This is a genomic window from Rhizobium halophilum, assembly GCF_021648825.1.
Classification (GTDB): Bacteria; Pseudomonadota; Alphaproteobacteria; order Rhizobiales; family Rhizobiaceae; genus Neorhizobium; species Neorhizobium halophilum.
The window spans coordinates 142,660-162,247 of the sequence record NZ_JAKJHS010000010.1; the positions used below are offsets into that span (position 1 = coordinate 142,660).

General features: G+C 60.5%; 15 protein-coding genes and 2 pseudogenes. 4 read left to right on the plus strand and 13 right to left on the minus strand.

Annotated features, from left to right (window positions below):
- Positions 1–12 precede the first annotated feature (12 nt).
- On the minus strand, positions 13–2,664 hold the full coding sequence (locus LXM96_RS17670) for an outer membrane protein assembly factor BamB family protein (RefSeq protein ID WP_239999879.1): 2,652 nt from the start codon (positions 2,662–2,664) through the stop codon (positions 13–15).
- Between the two features lie 281 nt (positions 2,665–2,945).
- On the opposite strand from LXM96_RS17670, the gene LXM96_RS17675 reads away from it, so the two are divergent.
- Positions 2,946–3,278, plus strand: a complete 333-nt coding sequence (locus tag LXM96_RS17675) for a four-helix bundle copper-binding protein (protein WP_239999880.1) — start codon at positions 2,946–2,948, stop codon at positions 3,276–3,278.
- Between the two features lie 221 nt (positions 3,279–3,499).
- Here the strand turns inward: LXM96_RS17675 and LXM96_RS17680 are convergent, their stop codons facing one another.
- Together LXM96_RS17680 and LXM96_RS17685 are read right to left on the minus strand one after the other, a co-directional pair.
- Complete coding sequence (locus tag LXM96_RS17680) at positions 3,500–4,252, minus strand: GGDEF domain-containing protein (protein ID WP_239999881.1); 753 nt, start codon at positions 4,250–4,252, stop codon at positions 3,500–3,502.
- A complete protein-coding gene (locus LXM96_RS17685) occupies positions 4,179–4,694 on the minus strand; it encodes a hypothetical protein (protein WP_239999882.1) in 516 nt (171 codons plus the stop codon). Before LXM96_RS17685 ends, LXM96_RS17680 begins: the two co-directional genes overlap by 74 nt.
- Before the next feature lie 407 nt (positions 4,695–5,101).
- Between LXM96_RS17685 and LXM96_RS17690 the strand changes: the two genes are divergently transcribed.
- On the plus strand, positions 5,102–5,839 hold the full coding sequence (locus LXM96_RS17690; RefSeq protein ID WP_239999883.1) for an NYN domain-containing protein: 738 nt from the start codon (positions 5,102–5,104) through the stop codon (positions 5,837–5,839).
- A 209-nt stretch (positions 5,840–6,048) separates the two neighbouring features.
- Here the strand turns inward: LXM96_RS17690 and LXM96_RS17695 are convergent, their stop codons facing one another.
- The 9 genes and pseudogenes from LXM96_RS17695 to LXM96_RS17735 all read right to left on the minus strand — a co-directional run bounded on the left by LXM96_RS17695 (position 6,049) and on the right by LXM96_RS17735 (position 16,267).
- Positions 6,049–6,852, minus strand: coding sequence for a dienelactone hydrolase family protein (locus LXM96_RS17695; protein ID WP_239999884.1), 804 nt, complete (start codon positions 6,850–6,852; stop codon positions 6,049–6,051).
- Positions 6,853–6,877: 25 nt separating this feature from the next.
- A pseudogene (locus tag LXM96_RS17700) lies at positions 6,878–7,650 on the minus strand (molybdopterin-binding protein).
- Positions 7,647–8,567: pseudogene (locus tag LXM96_RS17705) on the minus strand (cytochrome b/b6 domain-containing protein). The pseudogenes LXM96_RS17700 and LXM96_RS17705 overlap by 4 nt, the downstream one beginning before the upstream one ends.
- Positions 8,568–8,655: 88 nt before the next feature.
- Complete coding sequence (locus LXM96_RS17710) at positions 8,656–10,014, minus strand: c-type cytochrome (RefSeq protein WP_239999885.1); 1,359 nt, start codon at positions 10,012–10,014, stop codon at positions 8,656–8,658.
- 31 nt (positions 10,015–10,045) lie between these two features.
- Entirely contained in the window at positions 10,046–10,423 is a 378-nt protein-coding gene (locus LXM96_RS17715; protein WP_239999886.1) for a hypothetical protein, read from the minus strand.
- A gap of 7 nt (positions 10,424–10,430) precedes the next feature.
- Positions 10,431–12,977 carry a cytochrome c oxidase subunit I gene (ctaD, locus tag LXM96_RS17720; RefSeq protein WP_239999887.1) on the minus strand — a complete coding sequence of 849 codons (2,547 nt, stop codon included), beginning with the start codon at positions 12,975–12,977 and terminating at the stop codon, positions 10,431–10,433.
- Entirely contained in the window at positions 12,974–13,936 is a 963-nt protein-coding gene (coxB, locus tag LXM96_RS17725; protein WP_239999888.1) for a cytochrome c oxidase subunit II, read from the minus strand. The genes ctaD and coxB overlap by 4 nt, the downstream gene beginning before the upstream one ends.
- Before the next feature lie 100 nt (positions 13,937–14,036).
- Positions 14,037–15,920 carry a pyrroloquinoline quinone-dependent dehydrogenase gene (locus LXM96_RS17730; RefSeq protein WP_239999889.1) on the minus strand — a complete coding sequence of 628 codons (1,884 nt, stop codon included), beginning with the start codon at positions 15,918–15,920 and terminating at the stop codon, positions 14,037–14,039.
- Positions 15,920–16,267, minus strand: a complete 348-nt coding sequence (locus LXM96_RS17735; protein ID WP_239999890.1) for a hypothetical protein — start codon at positions 16,265–16,267, stop codon at positions 15,920–15,922. The genes LXM96_RS17730 and LXM96_RS17735 overlap by 1 nt, the downstream gene beginning before the upstream one ends.
- 238 nt (positions 16,268–16,505) lie before the next feature.
- Between LXM96_RS17735 and LXM96_RS17740 the strand changes: the two genes are divergently transcribed.
- Together LXM96_RS17740 and LXM96_RS17745 are read left to right on the plus strand one after the other, a co-directional pair.
- Positions 16,506–16,934 (plus strand): EF-hand domain-containing protein, encoded by a 429-nt coding sequence (locus tag LXM96_RS17740; RefSeq protein WP_239999891.1) that lies wholly within the window; start codon positions 16,506–16,508, stop codon positions 16,932–16,934.
- A gap of 72 nt (positions 16,935–17,006) precedes the next feature.
- Positions 17,007–17,549, plus strand: coding sequence for an EF-hand domain-containing protein (locus LXM96_RS17745; RefSeq protein ID WP_239999892.1), 543 nt, complete (start codon positions 17,007–17,009; stop codon positions 17,547–17,549).
- 709 nt (positions 17,550–18,258) lie between these two features.
- Here LXM96_RS17745 and LXM96_RS17750 read toward each other — a convergent pair.
- Positions 18,259–19,137, minus strand: coding sequence for a manganese catalase family protein (locus LXM96_RS17750; RefSeq protein WP_239999893.1), 879 nt, complete (start codon positions 19,135–19,137; stop codon positions 18,259–18,261).
- Between the last annotated feature and the right edge of the window lie 451 nt (positions 19,138–19,588).

Consider the following 19,588-nt stretch of genomic DNA (forward strand, 5'->3'; position numbering starts at 1 on the left):
TATTGCCACCTGTCAGCGTCTCTCCGGCAACCCATAGGCGATGATTGCGTCGCTGATCGGCGTCTCCATGAAATGGTGGCCGCCGGGATAGATGATCACGAACTGCCGTCCGGCGACTTCCACCACCAGAGGATTTGCCTGGCCGCCGCCCGGAAGCGCGTCACTCCACAGTGTCTCACCGGTCTCGATGTCGATCGCCCGGATCAGGTTGTCCGTCGTGGCGGCGATGAAGATCAGCCCGCCTGCGGTGACCGCCGGACCTCCATTGTTCGGGGTACCGATGGTGAGCGGCAGCATGGATGGAATGCCGAAGGGGCCGTTGCGGCGCGCCGAGCCGAAGGGATGATCCCAGACGGTGTCGCCGGTGGCCAGATCGATCGCCCGAATTCCGCCATAGGGCGGCTCCTTGCATAGGAGCCCGGTATAAGGAACGCGCCAGCCAGCATTCACGTCGATCGCGTAAGGGGCGCCGATCTGCGGCCCGGCTTCGCCGAGCGGGCCTTCGTCGTCGGATGCCGGCTCATAGATCGGCCTCACGTCCGCTTTGTCCGCCTCCTCGCGCGGCACCAGCCGGTTGTGGTTCGGCATGTTGTTATAGTTGGCAATCAGCAGCCCGCGTTCCGGGTCCACCGCCACGGAGCCCCAGTCATTGCCGCCATTATAGCCCGGATACTGGATCCAGTGCTGGTCGCTTGTCGGCGGCGTGTAGATGCCGTCGTAATGGGACCGGCGGAACTGGATGCGGCACCAGAGCTGGTCGATCGGTGACATGCCCCACATGTCCGCCTCCTCCAGACGCGGAAAGGCCAGCGTGTGATAGGTGGAGAAAGGCTGCGTCGGCGAAAGATAGTCCGGCTCGACGCCGCCCTGCGGCACCGGACGCTCCTCGACCGGGAAGAGCGATTCACCCGTCTCGCGGTTGAGAATGAAGATATCGCCCTGCTTCGACGCGAGGATGACGGCGGGCACGGTGCCGCCATCTATCGGGAAGTCGATCAACGTTGGCTGGCTGCCGAGATCGTAGTCCCAGACATCGCGGTACACTGTCTGGAAATGCCACGCGGGCTGCCCGGTCGTCACGTCCAGAGCAACGAGCGCGGTCGAGTATTCGTTCTCCTGTTCGCTGCGGTTGGAGCCGTAGTAGTCGACGGCAGAATTGCCCATCGGCAGAAAGACGTAGCCGAGTTCCTCGTCGCCAGCGGCGATGGTCCACATGTTGGGCGTTCCACGGGTGTAAACTTCCTCCGGCCCCGCCTGGCTCGTATCGCCGGGGCGGCCCAGGTCCCAGGCCCATTCGAACTCGCCGGTGACGGCGTCGAAGCCGCGGATGACGCCGGAGGGGGAATCTTCCGCATTTCCGTCCGTCACCTGTGCACCGACCACGACGACGCCGCGCACGATGGTGGGCGGTGAGGTCATGGCGTACCAGCCGGGCACCGTTTCACCCAGGCCGCGCTCCAGAAAGACCATGCCGTTTTCACCAAAGCCGGTGCAGAGCTGGCCGGTCTCGGCGTCGACGGCGATCAGGCGCGCATCGAGCGTACCCCAGATGATGCGGGTTGCGCAGAGGTCATAAGGATCAACGTCCGGCACCTCGAAATAGGATACGCCGCGGCAGGTTGCGCCGTAAGGGATCGCGTCCGCCGGCACCTGGGGGTCATAGCGCCACTCCTCCTTGCCTGACTGCGCATCGATCGAGATGATCTTGCCCATGGGGGTGCAGGCGAAGAGCTTTTCACCGATTTTCAGCGGCGTGTTCTCAGGCGAATACTTTCCCTCCGCCTCGGGTGACGGAAGGTCACCGGTATTGAACTCCCAGATGCGCTCGAGCTGGCCGACGTTTTCGGGCGTGATCTGGGTCAATGGCGAGTATTTCGTGCCATGCAGGTTGCCGCCCCAGGCCGGCCAATCGGCGCCAGTTTCGCGCATGGCAAGCGCCGGCCGATCCTCTTCGGCGGACTGCCCTTCGGGCGCGGGGTCACGGGGAACCTCGGGATTGATGACGATACCACTTTCCGTATCGAGCGCTGGCTGACGTCCCGGAATCTGGTCAGCCAGAGGCTCGGCAGGCTCTGCCGGAGCGACAGTACCGCTATCGACGGGGGGTGCCGGAGCAATGATGCCGCTGTCCGCAGGTGGCCGCTCCGGACTTTGCGGGGCGGGAGCCGTCCCCTCCTCCGTCTCGGCCTGCGCCAGGACGGTGGTCGGCCGAATCCAGGGCGCAGCGGTTAAGCCAATCCCCAGGGCTGCCAGCACGGCCATGGCGGTCGCCATTCCGTGGCGGCGGGTGCCTGGGTGCGGGTCGCGACGGCGCAGCGCCGGAATGGCGAGGAGCACCAGCAGCAGGATGACGGTGGGCGCGACCAGTCGGGGGACGAGTGGCCATCCCTGAAGTCCGACCTCCCAAAGCGCCCAGAATACGGTGAAAATAAAGGTTGCCGCGTAGACGAGCACGCTGGAGTGGCGCCCCATCACCATCAGCACACCCGACACCAGCAGGCCAGTGCCGGCGACAGCGTAGTACCACGAGCCGCCGAGGACGATCAGCCAAATCCCGCCTCCGCCAATCACGAGTCCGAGCAGCACCAGGAGGATGCCGAGTGCCATGGAGTACCATCGGCTGACGCGATGAGATTTGTCGTGATGCTCCGTCGAGTTCGTCATGAGCGGCTCCCCAATGCTGCAGATGTGAAAACTCAACAAGGGCGGAAACCGAATGTTCCAGTCAGGGAGCATCAGAATGCTCACAAAGCTGCGCCGGGATCTTTTCATGCGGAGCAGCAAGTTTCCAAGATGCCGCTGGAGATTAACGGAACCCCGCGCTGCGTTTCCGATTCTCCAAGGGTGGATTGCATTAGGCCCTGGGCGCCTCGTCCAACCCGCAAGCCGGATGGGTAGGAAAGCATCATCCCCACCATCCCGTTTCAGTGTATAGGAGAATAAAAATGCATCAGATTTCGTCGGACATGAAAAACTGCATCGACCAGTGCCTGGCGTGCTATGCCGAGTGCCTGTCGTCCGCAATGGGCCACTGTCTGGAACTCGGCGGAAAGCATACCGGGCCCGCCCATTTCAAGCTGATGATGGCCTGTGCCGAGATCTGCCGGACGTCAGCACACTTCATGCTGATCGGCACGGAGCACCACAAGCACACCTGCCGCGAGTGCGCAGAAATCTGCAGACAGTGCGCCGAAGACTGTGAGCGTATCGGGGAAATGCAGGCATGCGTAGATGCATGTCGAAGGTGCGCGGAGAGCTGCGAGAAAATGGCCGCCTGACGTGTCGTGCTTTTCGGGGGGTTCCATGGCGGGGAGGATGGGACTCTTCCCCAATTAACGGAAATCAGGGTTTTGGCGTAAGGTTCTGGCAGACCAGCCGTTCTGCGATACTTCGAGCGATACATTGCACGATACATTCTGAAAAGTCGACCACGTCGACGCAACTTTCGGCTGCGCGCTCGACGCTCATCCTGGTGCTGCACGCAGCCCGTCTCATGCCCCTATTCCGCGAAGCGGACTGAGCCCAGGACTGGCTGGAGGTGGCCGCCAACGTCGCGGTTGATCTCTCCGCCTTCAACGAACACCCGGTTCCGTCCGGCAGCCTTGGCCGCGTAGAGTGCCCGGTCCCCACGTTCGAAAGCAGCCTCCAGACGGGTATCATCCGCTCCGACGGCGGCAACGCCACAGGAGACGGTGAAGTGCTCCGTCACATCGAAGGCCACCCATGCCCTCTCAAAGAATGCGCCCCTCAGTGCCTGCGCCAGATCGCGGGCTTCGACGAGGTCGAGACCGGGAAGAAAGGCGACGAACTCCTCACCTCCATATCGTGCCGTACATCCGTGGGGCCCGACCACCTGACGCATGTCTTCGGCCAGCCCCCGGATGACCTCGTCGCCGAAGGAATGACCGTAGCCATCATTGATGCGTTTGAAGTGATCGATGTCGCACACGATAAGCGCGCCATGCCGCGTCGAACCGCGTTGCTGTTCGATTGCCTGTCGAAGGCCTCGGCGATTTAGCAACCCCGTGAGTTCATCCGTCTCCGCCGCCCTTCGGTAACGCTCGAGCGCGGTATGACCTATGGCGGCGAGAGCGCTGACCGGGAAGAACATACAGACGGTAATGGTCGTGAGATGGACTGCGAGGTTGTAAGCGGAGTCCGCAAAATCGGCGAAGTCGTTACTCAACCCCGTGAAGAACGTGAAGTAGGTCGCGCGCGACACGGAATCCAGCACGACGATGCAGCTCGTCATGACGAGGCCCTTGTCGATCGCGCCATTCGTTTGTCGCCTCACCTTGATGATTGCCCACGCGAGCAGGAAGGCGAACGCCATGTCCGTGAGGAACAGTTGGTAAGATCAGGCTCTTCTCAACGAAAACGAGGTAAGCTAGCGCCAGCGTATACAGCGCGACGAAGGACAGGCGCTGCACCGTCTGCATGGGCATCTTGAAGTGAGACAGGAGCCCGCTGCCGTAGCAATAGGACGCCCCCATGAAGATCAGCCCCGACGCGAAGGCGTCGAAGGTCGGCTGGATCGAGAAGGTCGAAATCACGAACCCTAGCGCTGTCTGCGCGAAACCGGCGCCCCAATACCAGGTGTCGCTCAGCTTCAGATGCCACAACAGGAAGAAACATCCTGCCACCAGGCTGAAGAGCACCGGCGGCACGTAAACGATCAGATTGCTCGTCTCCATCCAGTGCAGCCCCCCAGCCGCCGTAGGTTGTCGATCTCACCCGGATGTAACTCTTCCGAGTTTAACGGTTGCTGAATGTCTTCGGTCAAGGGTCCGCCGCTGAAGCACCAATGTCCCCTCTCCCAGGCCCGTCCTGGTTGCCGCTCCAGACGAGGAAATTATTTCCGCCCACGGGTATCGAAGCGCACGGAAGGCAACGGCTCAGGTTGCAGCTTGCCCACAGGCCACGGCGATAGCGCGGGCGCACTTTCCGGCATGACACCATGTTTCTACCGGTGGTTCTTCCGTCCGGAATTAGCATACATGACTGTTGAAGAATCTGATGTCGGATCGCTAGGCTCACGCGAGAGACGCCTTCCGTTAGCCGCCGGTATTCAAAAGACGCTGGAACCATGGGAGCCCAAATCATGCCTGAACCACGCTCGCCTCGCCTCGCGGTCCTGATCGACGCCGATAACGCCTCGGCCAAGATCGTCGACGGTCTGTTCGAAGAGATTGCCAAGATCGGAGAGGCGAGTGTGCGCCGGATATATGGCGACTTCTCCAGCGCCCGTTCGAAGGCATGGACGGACGTCCTTGCAAGGCATGCAATCATCCCGCAGCAGCAGTTTGCCTACACCACTGGCAAGAACGCCTCCGACATCACACTGGTGATCGATGCGATGGACCTGCTTCACAGCGGACGTTTCGACGGATTTTGTCTCGTCTCCTCCGACAGCGATTTCACGAGACTTGCATCGCGTATCCGCGAGCAAGGCATCGACGTCTTCGGGTTCGGGGAACAGAAGACACCCGAGAGCTTCCGTCAGGCATGCCGGAGGTTTATCTACACGGAGAACCTGCTGCCTCAAGAGCCGGCGAACGGCAACGGCGAGGTACAACAGGCACCGTCACTGCAGAAGCCGAGCGCCGCGACGCCGATCATCAAGAAGGTCATAGCTCAGATGGAAAGCGAAGACGGGTGGGTACCGCTTGGGGCTGTCGGCACCCAGCTCGCGAATCTGGCATCGGATTTCGACCCCCGCACTTACGGTTCCCGCAAGCTCAGCGATCTCGTCAAGAAGACGAATGCCTTCGAGATCGACAATGCAGAAGGGAAGCCACTACGCATTCGGATGAAGCAACCGGCCAGCAAGGCAGGTTGAACCCGGTGAGGCTCTCGAAGCTCGGCCTACACAAGCGTTTCCTTAGGAGCTATTTTCGAGCCCTGTGGCAGACGCTGCGTGAATTCGAGGACGATCAGGAGTAGCGATGCTGATCACGTTCGCAATCGTCTATGGCGTGTCGCATCGCGTCCTCCCGGCCACACTCGTACTTCTGCATATAATAGCTGACGAGCGACTGCCGACGAGGCTCATCCATGAGCGCGAAGACGTTCCGGAAGTGACGATCTATTGCAGATAGACGCGGCTGACTGGATCGGGGCCTCTCCACGATATACGTGAGAAGTCGATACACGATGAGGCCGACCGCCAAGGCCATCAGAAGAGTCCGCCGCAATCTTTTGCGCACGGGGTATGGAGACATTCCGGTCTTGTTCGCCCAGAAACATCGTCACAGGCGCGCCGGTCGTGGTCGGGTCTTCCAACCGTGGAATCGTGCAGCCGTAGTAGGAGACATGGGTGGCAAAGCGAGGACCAGCCGGCAGGAAGAGCTCCGCGATCTGGCTATAGGACGTCAAAACCGACACCATGCCGCCATAGGAAAACCCGACAATTCCGATCCGCCCCTGATCGACGTCGGGATGGGCTGAAAGGTAGGCCAGACCCGCAAACGCGTCGGCCAGCATCATGGCTTCGGTGACGGTATAAGACCGGATGAGGTCTCCGTTGCGTCCGACGCCTCGTGACGTAAAGCTGTCAATGACAAGGACGACGTATCCTTCCGCTGCCAGCCGGCGCCCATATCCACGCTCACGGCTGTCTTGCAAGCCGCCCAAGCCTTCCGAGACAACGACGCCTGGTGCCGGGTCGTTGCACCTTTTGGGGAGATAGAGCTCCGCCTCGACCTGATATCCGAGGTTGTCTCGATCTTCGAGGAGATCGGAAAGCAGCACAGGATTGCGGGAAGGAAGGACGATCTGTTCTATTTTCTGATCCTCTCTCGGTCTGATTGGCGGCTGACGCAGGCCTGTGCTCTCACTGATCGAGCCGATCACATCGGCCCCTCAATTGTGCAGCACCTCAGATGCCGGCATACCAATAATAGCCTCGGTCCTCCCAATAGCCGCCTTGGCCGCCACGGAAGTCGGCGAACGACTCCACCATCTCGATGCGCATGATGTACTTCGCCATCTTGTATCCGAGCTGCCGCTCGATACGGACCCGAAGCGGTGCGCCGTACGGCACCTGCAGTGGCGCATCGTTCATCGCATAGGCGAGGATGGTTTGCGGGTGATAGGCGTCAATGAGATCGATGCTCTCGTAGTAAGGTTCTCCTGCGAGCTCGTCGGCGCAGTGAAAGACCACGAACCGCGCGTTTGGCCCGGGACGCGCCCGCTCAAGCACCGAAGCGAGCGGCACGCCGGTCCACTTCCCGATGCAGCTCCAGCCTTCCACGCAGTCGTGCCGGGTAATCTGCGTGCGTGCCGGCATTGCCTGAAGCTCCCCGAGCGAGAGCTCGAGGGTTCCTCGACCAGCCCGCCGACGCGCAGCCGCCAGTTGGCAAAACCCTCGCTCAGCATCGTCATGTATTCCGCCGTACGCGGAAACTGCGTTCCATTGCTCTTGAAGGTCTCGGAGATCGCCGATTCAGGAAACTCGCGAGCAAGCGCCAAACGCGGCGTGACGAGCCGAAAAAACTGTCGGTTGAGCTCTCCGGTCCGGTCGAGGATGCTGGAGAACTAGGGTGCGCGCGAAAGCCGATCGGCGTTCGCGACCATCAGTGCACCCGCCCCAATCAAGCCACCGGTCAGCAGTCCTCTCCGATCCCAGCGGGGCTTCGGATCATCACTCATTCTTCCCTCCTTCCTTTGAGATCATACCGCCCGGTCAGCATCGAGCGCAGGTTGTTAAAGGCCCCCGAAAGAAGCACAGCCGCGACGTGAATGATGACGAAGGCCACGAATCCGAACGCGCAAAGAAAGTGGATCGTCCGGGCGGACTGCCGCCCACCGAATACATCAAGCAGCCCGGGGACTGCCGCGTTGACGTTGGGCGACATCGTCAGCCCCCGTCAGGATCATTCTGGTCCCAGCACGAACAATGCCAGCAGATAAGTCAGCTTCTGGAGCACGTTGTAGTGGCGAGCCTCCTCCCCTTCGGGAAACCGTAACCGGGCATGTTCGCGTATCGTGCGCCCGATGTTGCGGATCTGCTCGCCCGTCGGAAAGATTCCACGCCGCAGGTGTCCGCTCCAAAGTCCGTAGCCGAGATAGAGACAACCGTTGAGGACGAATAGCCAGGCGAATGTGAAGTGCCAGTGGCGCCCCATGGCCAGCCACTGTGGGCTCGGCAGGGTCGCCCATGCAGGAAAGGCGCGACCACTGTTACCCGACAGCCCCAGCACGCCGGTCGTCTCGAACATGTACTGGTCCAGTATGCGAACCGCGCCGATCTGCTCGCCACTGTCTGAAACCTCCGGGCCGATGACGAGGAAAGGATTTGAGAAGTCGGAGGTGCTGCCCCAGTAAAGCGCAGGATGGGCGTTGAAGATCTGCAAGCCGCTCATCAAAAGGACGATCAGGCAGGACACGTTGATCCAGTGCGTCAGCCGGATTGGCAAGGAATGGCGGTAGATCCGGCTGAAACCAGAGCCGGCATTTCGCCTCGCCGCTGATCTCGCCTCGCCTGCGCTGTTATCCTGTCTGGTCAAGTACGTGTCCTTGATCTGCGACGCTTCGCCTTCTGCTCTTAAGGCAGTCGTACTGAACAAGGCGACGTGGGTTCCAGGCCGTCGTCACGTCTGACATTCTTGTGATGCTGATCCCGAGCCCGGCGTGGCTGCTGCTCTGCGGATCACGCTATTGCCGTAACCCGTCCTGCTGAAGGGAGAGCGATGTCGGAAGCTGAGAGTACCAGGCAGCGACTGCTGCAATCTGTTCGTCCGTCATGTTTCGCGCAATCTCATCCATGACATGCGCATAGGCCGTGCCGCCCCGCTGCCCTTCCTGCCAAAGTTGAAGATGCTTGGAAAGATACCACTCTGGCTGCCCGGCCAGATAAGGATAAAAAGGATTGCCGCCTTCCGGTTCAATGGCATGGCAGCTTTGGCAGGCCGGAATCTTACGTGGCCCGATGCCCTCAAACGCGATACGTCTTCCCAACTCCAGCAGTTCCTCTCGAGTGGACGGCGGTCCGGCACTCGCAGCCATCGGCACCGCTGCGTAAGAGAGATCTCCCTCACCTTCCAGTATGCCCGCCTCGTCTTGCCAAGAAGGAGTCGAGGTGACGCCCCCTGCCGTTGCTCTGTCGGAGGCCGGGTCTGCAACTGGAGCCTCGCGAGCTGTAGCAACTGCGCCCTCCGGCAACGAAGACCTCGTCTCGGCCTCGCCGAGTTTCGGCTGTTCGGAATAATGGCGCGCCAAGGCTTCCAGCACTTGTGCATCATAGCGACGTGCAGGCGGCTCCATGAAGCCGCTCTGCCTTTCGCCATGTGAAAAAGCCTGAAGCGTCGCATAAAGATAGGGAGCGGGTTGACCGGCGATGATCGGAAACACGTCTTGCGTCTGGCCGGTCCCTCGGCCAAGTCCATCCAACCCGTGGCAACGGGCGCAATCGTTCAGGGCGTTCTTGACGATGCCGTCAAGCGCCGCGGTGGTTTCACCACCAGCTTCCAGGTCATCGTCGACCAGCCCGCCGCCAAGCGCCAGATCGGCATATTCCGCTCGAGCCATCTCCGGCAAAGCGCGCAGGAAAGCCACCTGAGCCCAGACCTCATCGTCGCGCTCTTGTGCCGGCCATGCCGGCATTCCGGAGAACTTGATTCCGTTCTTGACAATCCAGAAGAGCTCCTCGTCACTCCATTCCGCCACCTTCTCCTCCAGGCGGGGCGGGCTGGGAACCATCTCCTCCACAACGGGAGACTGCGGGACGCCGGGCGCCCCGTGGCATGGGGCGCAGCCGGTGGCGTAGTGGCCTGCGGAACGGCGGATGAGCGACGGATCATCGAGATCCAGATCCTCTGGTTTTGATACAAGCGTGGACTGTGTCTGGACGGCATTCTCCATGGTCCAGCCGAGAAACCAACGCACCACACTGAAGTGTCCAGACGAGGCGGCAATAGAGACCAACCCGGTCCAGCCGACGAACAGGGCTCCCGCCAAACCCAGCCCGGCCAGAGCCGCGAGCCTCTTCCAGGTCAGCACGATCCTTATCCGCATCGTGTTCCATCCCCGCTGTTGACTCCTGGACTCATCGGCAATCCCCGATCAGGAGAACCGGCATTGTTTCGAAGATCACGGCGGTAAACGACAGGCCCGCTAGAAGGAGCGTTGAAAACTCGAGAAAGCGCTCTCGCGCTTCCGGCGTATCCTGATTGTTGCGAGTGCCACCGCCATCGACCCGCCACTCCCGCCACGAGCGGCGCACGATGAGCCCGATCAAGACGAGACACACCACGGTCACCACCCCGATGGCAAGCCGCGTGCCACCGATCCGTGTGAAGGGATCCGCGTTTGGAGCACATTGATAGGCCGCGAGGAAATAGCAAAAAAGGAAGTGAAAGGCCCAAATCGTCGGTGCGGCGATCAGCGTCCAGAGATTGTCCTGTGTCTTGCCGAAGATCTGCATTCAGGCCTCAAACCGACATTGGGAAATAAGCGAGGGTTGCAATGGTGAAGAAAGCGGTAAACGCCATGAAGTGCCAATAGAGGGCCACGTTCGACAGGTCGATATCATGTGCCGGCGTCATTCTCTTTGTTATGGAACGCGCCAGGCAGTAGCCAAACATCACGCTCCCGACGGCGCCGTGAACTGCCGTCCATATCGCCAGTACCCAGACCGTCGCGGGATAGACATGTGCCGAGGGATCAAGACCGGTTGTGTAAGGCCCCCACAGCAGTGAGGCACTTGCACATAGGGAAAGAACGACGCCTGCAGCCATCAAGAAACGCGCAACGCCCACATGCTCCGCACGGTTTGACCATCGCGCCAGAAGCGCGGATGCCCAAGCTGCGGCAAACAGCATCAGCGCCACAGTTGGCCACAGCACCCCCGGACCGACGGTGGTTGGCGGCGGAAAGTCCACATGGATGGTGAAGAAGTAGAAGTAACCGAAGATCAGGCCCATAAATGCGGTGGCATCGCCCAGCATGGTGATGAACATCGCCCACCAGCCGATTGACTGTGGACCCGACTCGTAAAGCGGCAGTTTGAGGCCGAGACCGACCTCTTTTTCTCGCACCTCGGGTATCTGAGCCGTACCGCGCCATAGCCAGACGATGATCGAAACGAGCGAAAGCACCATGGCGCCGATCGTTGCCGCCCACCAGTGAAAGGTCGCAAAAATGAACACTGCACCGGTGAAAATCGCTGCCCACATCGGCATGAAGCTTGGGCCTGGCACGCGCAGGCATTGAAGCGGAGAGCCATCAAGGACGGACGTGATGAGGGTCTCGCGTTTCATGTCGGTGGCATCGGGAAGATAGAACCGCCCCTTGTCGACGTCGTCGATGAAGTTCGGCTGCTCCCAGATTGGATAGCGAGTGGTCACGATCGGCACCGAGCGCACGCCCCAACTTTCTCCGGGCATCTCCGAAAGCCACTCCAGGGTCCCGGCGTTCCAGGGGTTGCGCTTGGCGTAAGGCTCCTTGCTGCGGGGGCGCAGCACGTCCCACACGATGACCAGGAAGCCGGCCGCGAACACAAAGGCGCTGATGCTTGAGACCATGTTCGCGGCCCCGACGCCCATGCTCTCGGGATAGGTCCAGACGCGTCGCGCCATGCCGGCAAGTCCGGAATAATGCATCGGCATGAACGCCACATTGAAGCCGACGAACATGAGCCAGAATGCGAGCTTGCCGAGCCGGTCTGACAGCCGTCTGCCGCTGACGATCGGCCAATAGTAGTAGATCCCCGCCGACAATGGGAACAGCATTCCGCCGATCAACACATAGTGCAGGTGAGCGACCACGAAGTAGGTGTCATGCGCCTGCCAATCGAAAGGCACCAGTGCCACCATCACGCCGGTGAGACCTCCGATGACGAACGTGGCAAGCGCCCCAGACACAAACAGCATCGGCACGGAAAAGATGACGCGGCCGGTTAGCAGCGTGGCGATGAAAACGAAGATTTGTACGCCCGTCGGAATGGCGACGGCCTCGGACGCCGCTGAAAAGAAGCCGAGAGAAATCGATGGCAGCCCCGTGGTGTACATATGGTGCACCCAAAGCCCGAATGAGATGAAGCCTGTGCCGACGGCTGCGAGCACGATCCAGGAATAGCCAAGGATCGGCCGCTGCGCGAACGTGGGTATGATCATCGCAACGAGCGCGATTGCCGGAAGGAACACGATATAGACTTCAGGGTGGCCGAAGATCCAGAACAGATGCTGCCAAAGAACCGGGTCGCCACCGCGACTGGGATCGAAGAACGGCCAGTCGAACAAACGCTCCAACTCGAACAGGATATCGCCGGCAATCAGCGGAGGGAATGCGAACAGGATCATGCCTGCGACTACCAGAACGTACCAGCCATAGAGCGGCATGAGGTTCAGCCGCATCCCGGGCGGCCGGCATTTGAGCGTCCCTACGATCAATTCTACGGCGGCCGCAATCGATGCAACCTCGATGAACGACAGGCCCAGCAGCCAGATATCTGGCCCGTAGCCTGGCGTATACTGCTCCCTCGTGGTCAGCGGCGGGTACATGAACCAGCCGGCGTTTGGTGCTGCGTCGAAGAAGATCGAGCCACACACGAAGACACCACCGATCACGAAACACCAGAACCCGAACGCCGATAGGCGTGGGAATGGCAGATCGCGGGCACCCAGCATCTGCGGCAAGAGAATGATGGCGACCGCTTCGAATATCGGGACTGCGAAGAGGAACATCATCGCCGTGCCGTGAAGCGTGTAAACCTGGTTGTAGAAGGTGGCCGACAGGAAGTCGTTATCGGGTACGGCAAGCTGCACCCGCATCATCAGCGCAAGTACGCCGGCAAACAGCATGAAGCCGAACGCCACGGCTGTGTACCAGATCCCGACTTCGGTGTTGTTGACAGCCGACCAGTAGCGCCACCCCTTAGGCGCAGCCCACACCTTTCGCAGCCTCTCTTCCTGGCCGCGGCGGACTTCCTCGTCATCCTGGTTCGGCGCGTCGGATGGATAGAGCGTGGCTTGTGTCATTCGAGGCTCCCCAGCCATTCCGATATCTGCTCAATTTCTGCATCCGGAAGCACACCGAAGGCCGGCATCTCCACGCCTGGCTTCAGGTGGTCCGGCGCCGCGATGAAGGCAGCAAGATTCTCCTCCGTCATGGGCAGAAGACCGGCCGCAATCGTGCGGCGACTTGCAACATGCGTCAGGTCTGGCCCCACGTCTCCGTCAGCGGGGGTGCCCCTGACACTGTGGCACCCGCCGCAGCCGTTCTGCAGGAAAAGGCTGAGACCCACGCTTTCGTCGACCGCTGCAGGTTCGGCTTGCGCTCTGACGTATCGCGCGAAATCCTCCTCGCTCGCGACGACCACTCGAAGCCCCATCTGGGCGTGTGCCGTTCCGCAAAATTCCGCGCAGGCGCCGTTGAAAATCCCAAGCTCGGTGGGTTCCAGAATAAGTCGATTTACCCGGCCAGGGATCGCATCCATCTTCCCAGCCAGAGACGGAACCCAGAACGAGTGGATCACATCCGGGCTGCCCAGAAGAATCTCCGAGCGCTTGTTGACCGGGATCCAGATCTCGTTGGCGCTTGGGACACCGCCTTGCGGGAGGTTTCTGACGGCACCGGGGTCCCCGTCGACGTCATAGGCAACCCGCCACCAGAAGCGCTCCCCGGCTACAGCAATCGTCGGGCCATCTGCCGGGCGCCGGAGCTCCGGCATCATCTTGAGGCCCCAAAACAGCAGCGCCGCAAGAACGACCGTCGGGAACACACATCCACCCCAGATGATGAGGCGCAAGCCGGTCTTCTCAGAATGCTTGGCCGGATCTCCTTTGGTAGCGTAGTAGCTGAGGCCAATGACGAGGAGCCAAATCGCCACCGCTCCGGTCAATAGAACCCAAAAGAGTGCCAGAACGCGCTGCGCTTCGACTCCCGCCGCGTCGAAAGCGGTCTGAGGTCCAGTGCAGGAGGACAATAGGGCGATCACAGAAAATATGCTGCTCGCCTGGCCCCTTCTCATAACGATTGTGTCTCCCCCTGCCCCTCAAGAACAAACCGTTGCATTTGGTGGAGCAGATACCCCATCATCACTCTGGCAGCCGATATGCCACAACCTGGTCCGAGACCTCCGGCTTCAGGATCGAGTTCCCGCCGACGGCAAACACCACGTAATCCGCCCCTTCGTGGGTGAAGACAGCAGGGATAGAAACGGCCGGGGCTTCGACGAGATCCGACCACAGTTCCTCGCCTGTCGCCGCGTTCAATGCACGCACACGGGAATCCATGGACGCGCCAATGAAGACGACGCCGCCCGCAGTCACCACAGGGCCGCCGAGGGTAGGCGAGCCCCAGGATTCAAAGCCATAGAAGCCGGAGAGCTGCGCTAGGCCGAATGGCGTCTCGTAGAGCCGCTCGCCAGTGCGTAGATCGATAGCTGAAAACGTTCCGAAAGGTGGCTTCCAGCAAGGCATGCCGAGCCAGTTGCTCCAGTCCGTCAGGTGGATGCCATAGGGTGCACCCTCCTGGGGATAATAGCCTGCCTCATTGCCGCTCTCTTTGCTCTGGAGTTCTTCGTACTCCTGCCGTGGGATCAGGCGAATGGTTTGAACGATGCGTGACGCGTTGACATAAAGGATGTCATTTCGCGGATCGACCGCCACACCGCCCCAGTTGGTGGCGCCAGCGGTTCCAGGGTAGAAAAGTGTCCCCTGTTCGGATGGCGGCGTGAAGATGCCTTCGTACAGATATTTCTCCCGATCCCGCGAGCACTGGCCGAAGCTGACGATGTCAGCAAGCGTCCAAACACCGGGGAATTCGAGCGCATTGCCCAAAGGCGGAGGCGTCATCGCGAAAGGCTGTGTGGGCGCCGCAACCTCACCCTCTGCAGCGCTTGCAGGCACCGGGCGCTCCTCAACCGGGAAGATCGGCTTGCCGGTGCGGCGGTCGAGAACAAACAGGAAGCCTTGCTTCGTTGCCTGAACGAGGGCGGGGATGGTCTCGCCATCTCGCTCTATATCGACAAGCGTCGGGGCAGACGGTGTGTCGTAGTCCCAGATGTCGTGGTGAACATGCTGAAAGCTCCAGACGATCTCGCCCGTTTCAATGTCGACCGCACTGACGGTAGTGGCATGCCGCATGGGTTCCAGACGCTGACCGCCCCAGTAGTTCGGACTGGGAGAGGAAACCGGCGCATAGACCAGTCCAAGTTCGGGATCCGCTGTCATCGCGGTCCAGATATTGGCGGTGCCCGTGCGGGGGATCATCTCCGGCGGCACGAAGCCCGTGTCCCAAAGCAGCTCGCCTGAACGAGCGTCGATGGCCATCAGGTTGCCTGGCGGTGCAACGCTGTAGGCCCAGTCATTGCCCGCCCAGCCGAGAAGAAGCGTGTTTCCGACAACGAGTGGCGGCTGTAGCAGCGAAAAAGGGAAGACGTCGTTGACGTCGTTCCACTGATTGACGTTGAGGACGCCCCCATCTGCAAAGTCGGTGCAACGCTTGCCCGTGTCCGCATCGACGGCGTGCAGTTCGGCATCCATGGTGCCGAGGAACACCCTCTTTTCACAGACACCCTCACGGCCGCTCTCCCAATAGGAAACCCCGCGGTTCTTCAGGGCGGGCTGCGTCAGCGCCTCAAGCCTTGAGTCACTGCTGTAGCTCCAGCGCTCCTCACCGGTCGCGGGGTCAAGAGCGACGATGCGATAGAAGGGCGTGCCGAGATAGAGAGTATCGTTGGCATAGATGGGTGTCGCAGACCAGACCGTCTGCGGGAGCTCTCCTGAACCATCCGAAACGTCGCCTGTATGATACTCCCAGGCGCGCTCCAGGTCGCTTACCGTCTCTGGAGTAAAGCTCTTGACGTTTGAGAACTTCGTGGAGGCAACATCACCATGAAACGCCGTCCAATCCGCCTCTTGGGCGCTGGCTGTAGCGGATGCGGCGACAAGAAGAAACGGGAGAAAGTTTCGAAACATCAAGCGGCCTTCTTGCGCAAGTTCCAGACAAGGGCGAAGACCAGTGCTACGCACGTCAAAAGCATCATGACGGCGAAGGCGTACTGCATCAGGAAATAGGCAGCGACGGTTGTCAGTCCTGCGCCGATCAAGAGAATGAGATTCAAGCTCACCCAAAGGCGGCGCCCCACCCGCAGGACCATCACGAGGACCGTTCCCGCTACCGTTGCAACGGCACCGATCAGGGCAAGAAGCGCACCGATGGATCCGTTCACCCCTGTGTTTTCGAAGGGCGCCGCATAAGCGATCACGGCTAGCACCAGGGCCACGAGCGAGGGGAGCAGTGCTGCATTGTAGGTTATCCGCATTCGCGTTAAACTAACCACCTTCGAATTTGTTCCAAGCAACATGCATCGGCACCGCCGCAGCCGAGTGGCCTCAGTGGGTGAGATCGCAGCGCTCAACGACAAGATGCTCCCAAAGTCGTGAACCTGATGCCACCTCACCTGGCTCTGCTCACGGAACATTCCCGTTCGTGTCCTGTTGGCCTGCTGTGCGTCAGACGATCTGACGCTTCAATCGAGACACCAAAGAGGAGGTCCAATCATGATCGACAAGATCAAGACCACGCTCGCCGCTTCCACCTTCGCTCTGTCGCTGATCGCTGCACCTGCATTGGCACAGGAGTATGGCGACTGGGATACGGATGGCGCAGCTGGCATCAACGAAAGCGAGTTCCGGACCGGGTTCGAGAACAACACGGCATTCGACACTTGGGACGCCAACGATGACAGCGCGCTCACTGAGGACGAGTTTGGCACCGGCATCGGTGACAATGAAAGCGCCTTCAATGACCGCTTCGGCGACGGCTGGTTCAACGAATGGGATGCCGATTCCAACGATTCCATCAGCGAAGATGAGTACTATGACGGCGTATATGCCGGGTACGACGCCAACAACAACAACGTCATCGAAGAGCCGGAGTTCGGCGACGTTGGCGACGACATGGGCGATGGCGGCCTGTTCGACATCTAAGCATGGCACAAGCTTGTCAGGAGAGTGACCGGCGGCGGTATCCGCCGGTCACTCCGTTCAAGGAGGACCGACATGGGGATGAAAAAGATCAAACCAGCCTTCGTGCTTGGCAGCTTGTTATCAGCGGCAGCCATCGGTGCGCAGACAACTGCTGCGCAAACACCGGCCGGCGTCTTCTCAGAAGGTGCTGACGAGGTGCGTCGGCTGAGCGACGACATGTTCTCCCGATGGGACACCAATGAGAACAGGATACTCGAAGGCGACGAATTCCTGATCGGTCTTCACCAGCGCTGGAGCGGGCAGGACGGGACGCTGAACAAACCGGAATACGAGGAAAGCTGGAATGACTGGTTCGTCGCCCAGGCTCCCGATTTCCTGGCGCTTGATCAGAATTATGACGGCGAGATCTCGGTAGAAGAGCTCAAGGTTCCGCTGACGGATGCCGATCTTCGCGGCGAATGGCAGGGCGTCGATGATGCTGCGCTGACCCCTGAGGAGTTCTGGGCGGGGCTCAACAAAGTAAGCGATGTCGATCGGAGCGGCGATCTGGATGATCGGGAACTCGAAGCGCTGGGGATCGTGGTGGCTCCCGTCCCGCATACGGCCGATGAATAGCGGGCATGGAGCGAGGATTCAACGGAGCTAAGGCTATTTCTCTAGGTCTTCCACCCGAGGAATTCTTTCGACTCCGTGGCTCAAGGTAACCGGCGGCTGCGGCGCCTGCAGTCCATGCTGCCGATGGGTCAAAGCAACTTGAGCCTCGGAGGGCCTCCAACCTTTTGAAAGACTGCGAGGGTTGGTCCTTCATCGTCAGCGGGGCAGCCCTTGAAGTCATCGACTCCGTCCCCCGCCAACTCGGGAGGCTGGACGTCAAAGCAACCTTCGTCGCCTCTTCAATCAGCCCGTTCCTGTCGTCTTGGTAGCTGGCATGAACGCCATGATACTCATCTTTCCAGAGTGATGCGTCGGGTCGCCAAAGTTTTGAAGGCTTCTCTCCCCTGCATCCAGATCAACGAAGAGAGGATGAGGTCCTCCAACCCGGACAAGCTGGTTGCTGACTTCGAGGATGATCCGAGCGCTCGACGGTTCTTGCCAGATCATCCTTCATCCGGCACGTCTAAGACGAGCGAATCGAGAAACACCGCGACTGCCTGTGTGCCGACCACTGCTGTGTTGCCACGGCTTTTGAAGCGGAAGGGATGCGTTTTGCAGCCCACAGGCGCGCGAAGCATCCGACCATCGTCCTGTCTGTGAAATCACTGCCGGACGTCAACTCCACGGGCGGGCGGAATTGGTGGCAGCATTTGCGCTGCCACCCGTCGTATCAGGACGACATCGGCGGCATGGGCTTTTTCGGTGTGCCGTGAAGCCGCGGATCGAGCTGCGAAAGCTCCGTCACCTCTTCGCCGAGCGGCTGCGGATCGGCGAGGTATTCGAACTGCCCCTTGCCATCCGGCGTCGGGCCTTCGGCCCACTGTCCCTGGCGGCTCTCGGTGCCTTCCGAGCAGTTCCAGAACTGGTAGGCGACCTTGGACAGTTCCTTCTCCTGCGGGAAGCTCATCGGCGCTGGCGTCTGGTCAAGACCGTCCTGCTCGAGCTCCTTGATGGCCGCCAGCCACTGGTTCTGGTGCATGGTGTCACGCGCGATCAGGAAAGACAGCATGTCGCGCACGCCCGGATCGTCTGTCATCTCGTAGAGGCGGCACACCTGCAGGCGACCTTGCGATTCGGCCGTCACGTTGAAGCGGAAATCGGCAAGCAGGTTGCCCGACGAGACCGTATAGCGCGAAGTCCAGGGATAGCCGACGCTGTCGGTCGGGGTGGCACCCATACCGGCGACGATTGCGTGTTGCGGGTTCATGCCCCCGACGATGACATCCTCGACCCGAGCACCGCCCATGACGGCACCGATCACCGAATCCTTCGCGGCGTCCTCGCGGGCTTCCACCGGAGACGTTTCCAGCAGGCGGGCGATCATGGTTGCCAGCATTTCCACATGCGCGATCTCTTCCGTGCCAATGTCGAGGATCATGTCACGGTACTTGGCCGGCGCACGGCAATTCCACCCCTGGAAGAGGTAGGTCATCATCACGCTGATCTCGCCCCACTGGCCGCCGAGAACCTCCTGCAGCTTCTGTGCATACAAAGGGTCCGGTGCCGACGGCTTGGCGTTGTATTGGAACTTGTTGGTTCGAAAGAACATGAAAATCTCCTTGTGGTTCTAGTGGATTGCACCGCGCGAACTGGAGAAGTGTCATCAAGTTCCAAAATCTGTCTCGCGACGGGAAGTGGTGCCTGGATTGGATCCGTCCGCGTCGGAAGGGTTGCTGACATCCAGCGTACTCGCCACAAGGTGGGCCGCTCGCCCTTCGACCAGCGAAGCTGTCTTCCAGGTGCCTGTCAGCCACGCCTCCGCAGTGGGGACAAGGTGATCGCCCGTGTCCCGCAGCCTGACTACGGCCCTACATTCAGGAACTTTGCGGTTGCTGTCGCTGTTCCAGTCCCTCTATCCCACTTGGACCACACCATGCATTCGCCCTCGTGAAAACGGTCCGTTGTCTCTCGGGTTGACTGACCGAAGCCCGGACCCACCCTACAACTTGAAGGGTCCACGCAGGGCTCTGACCGAAGCGGCTTACAAAGCTCGCTCCTAT

Excerpts from the sequence above, each read along its gene's own strand:
- LXM96_RS17730 (WP_239999889.1), bottom strand. The coding sequence starts at position 15,920 with ATGTTTCGAAACTTTCTCCCGTTTCTTCTTGTCGCCGCATCCGCTACA.
- LXM96_RS17680 (WP_239999881.1), bottom strand. The coding sequence starts at position 4,252 with ATGACGAGCTGCATCGTCGTGCTGGATTCCGTGTCGCGCGCGACCTAC.
- LXM96_RS17740 (WP_239999891.1), top strand. The coding sequence starts at position 16,506 with ATGATCGACAAGATCAAGACCACGCTCGCCGCTTCCACCTTCGCTCTG.
- LXM96_RS17750 (WP_239999893.1), bottom strand. The coding sequence starts at position 19,137 with ATGTTCTTTCGAACCAACAAGTTCCAATACAACGCCAAGCCGTCGGCA.
- LXM96_RS17685 (WP_239999882.1), bottom strand. The coding sequence starts at position 4,694 with ATGGAGACGAGCAATCTGATCGTTTACGTGCCGCCGGTGCTCTTCAGC.
- LXM96_RS17710 (WP_239999885.1), bottom strand. The coding sequence starts at position 10,014 with ATGCGGATAAGGATCGTGCTGACCTGGAAGAGGCTCGCGGCTCTGGCC.
- ctaD (WP_239999887.1), bottom strand. The coding sequence starts at position 12,977 with ATGACACAAGCCACGCTCTATCCATCCGACGCGCCGAACCAGGATGAC.
- LXM96_RS17690 (WP_239999883.1), top strand. The coding sequence starts at position 5,102 with ATGCCTGAACCACGCTCGCCTCGCCTCGCGGTCCTGATCGACGCCGAT.
- LXM96_RS17735 (WP_239999890.1), bottom strand. The coding sequence starts at position 16,267 with ATGCGGATAACCTACAATGCAGCACTGCTCCCCTCGCTCGTGGCCCTG.
- LXM96_RS17670 (WP_239999879.1), bottom strand. The coding sequence starts at position 2,664 with ATGACGAACTCGACGGAGCATCACGACAAATCTCATCGCGTCAGCCGA.
- LXM96_RS17715 (WP_239999886.1), bottom strand. The coding sequence starts at position 10,423 with ATGCAGATCTTCGGCAAGACACAGGACAATCTCTGGACGCTGATCGCC.
- LXM96_RS17675 (WP_239999880.1), top strand. The coding sequence starts at position 2,946 with ATGCATCAGATTTCGTCGGACATGAAAAACTGCATCGACCAGTGCCTG.
- LXM96_RS17745 (WP_239999892.1), top strand. The coding sequence starts at position 17,007 with ATGGGGATGAAAAAGATCAAACCAGCCTTCGTGCTTGGCAGCTTGTTA.